The sequence below is a fragment of the Actinoplanes sp. NPDC048791 genome, from assembly GCF_040650095.1.
Classification (GTDB): Bacteria; Actinomycetota; Actinomycetes; order Mycobacteriales; family Micromonosporaceae; genus Actinoplanes.
This window is the reverse complement of sequence record NZ_JBEZGQ010001526.1, coordinates 1-1,485: the sequence shown is the minus strand read 5'-3', so window position 1 is coordinate 1,485 and position 1,485 is coordinate 1. Positions and strand designations below refer to the sequence as shown.

Sequence of the window (1,485 nt, the reverse complement as noted above, 5' to 3'; positions counted from 1 at the left end):
CCGTCGTGCTCGGCGGTGGCGGCCCGGGCGACCTCGGCGGCGTCCACCCAGACCGGCTGGTCCGCGGCCAGGGCGACCGTCTGCCGGGTCGCCACCACGTGCTCCGGCAGCGCACGGCGCAGCTTGGTGAGCACCAGCCGCAGATTGGCCCGCGCGGTCGGCTCGGGCAGCTCGCTCCAGAGCAGCCCGGCGAGCGCGGAGCGGGAGTGCGCGGTGCCGGTGACCGCGAGGTAGAACACGAGGGCCGTGGCCTTGACGGACGCCAGCTCCGCGAGTGGACGCCCACCCACGGTCAGCTCGGCCGAGCCGAGCACCCGGACCCGCAGCTCCTCGTGCGCCATCGTCACCGCCGTCGTCAGCTGGGACCTTACCGCGAACCACGCTGCGCTGACGGTCGGGAAACGGACCGCACACGCTTGCTTCCTACGGTCGCGGTCATGACTCTTTCCAGCACGATCCGCAGTGTCCTGCCCGATGTGGAGATCGGCGGGAGCACCGTGCCCGCGCTCGTCCTGCGGCACGCCGCCCGGCTCGGCGACAAGCCGGCCCTCATCGACGGGGCCACCGGCCGCACGCTCACCTATCGTGATCTCGCCACCGGCGTCGACCGGATGGCCGCCGGCCTGGTCGCCCGGGGCTTCGCGCCCGGCGACGTCCTGGCCGTGCACCTTCCCAACCTGCCGGAGTACGCCGTGATCGCGTACGGGGCGATGGCCGCCGGCGGGATCGTCACCGGCGCGAGTCCGGCGTCCACGGTCGAGGAGCTCACCGCTCAGCTGACCGCCGCCCGGGCCCGGCTGCTGGTCACGGTGCCGGCCCTGGCCGAGCAGGCGGTGGCCGCGGCGGCCCGGGCCGGGGTCGAAGAGGTGTTCGTGCTCGGTACGGCCCCCGGAGCCACCCCCTTCAGCGAGCTGGTCGGCCACTCGTACCCGCCGGTGCACGTGCCGATCGACCCGGACCGCGACCTGGCCGCCCTGCCCTTCTCCAGCGGCACCTCCGGCCTGCCCAAAGGGGTCGAGCTCACGCACACCGCCCTGGTCACCAACGTCCGCCAGGGCCAGGCCTCCCTGAGCTTCCACGAGCAGGACGTCGTGGTCGCCGTGGCGCCGTTCTTCCACGCGCTCGGCCTCAACCTGGTGCTGCCGGGCAGCCTGGCCGCCGGCACCACCCTCGTCACCATGGGGCGCTTCGACCTGGAGGCGTTCCTGAGCCTGATCCAGCAGCACCGGGCGACGCTGACCATCGTGGTCCCGCCGATCGCGCTGGCGCTGGCGTACCACCCGATGGTCGACAACTACGACCTGTCCTCGCTGCGGGCGGTCGGTGTCGGTGCGGCACCGCTGGGCGCCGACCAGGAACAGCGGTGTGCCGAGCGGCTGGGCTGCGCCGTCGCGCAGGGCCTCGGCATGACCGAGACGTCGGCCTTCATCTCCGGCGGCCCGCTCGACGCGCCCCGGCGTGGTTCGGTCGGCCGGCTGGTGCCCG

General features: G+C 74.1%; 1 protein-coding gene and 1 pseudogene. One reads left to right on the top strand and one right to left on the bottom strand.

The window, feature by feature from the left end; all coding sequences use genetic code 11:
* Positions 1–341 (bottom strand): annotated as a pseudogene (locus AB0C29_RS48115) (hypothetical protein); the annotation flags it as partial.
* Positions 342–437: 96 nt separating this feature from the next.
* On the opposite strand from AB0C29_RS48115, the gene AB0C29_RS48110 reads away from it, so the two are divergent.
* On the top strand, positions 438–1,485 hold a 1,048-nt coding region (locus tag AB0C29_RS48110; protein ID WP_360835031.1), incomplete at its 3' end, for an AMP-binding protein.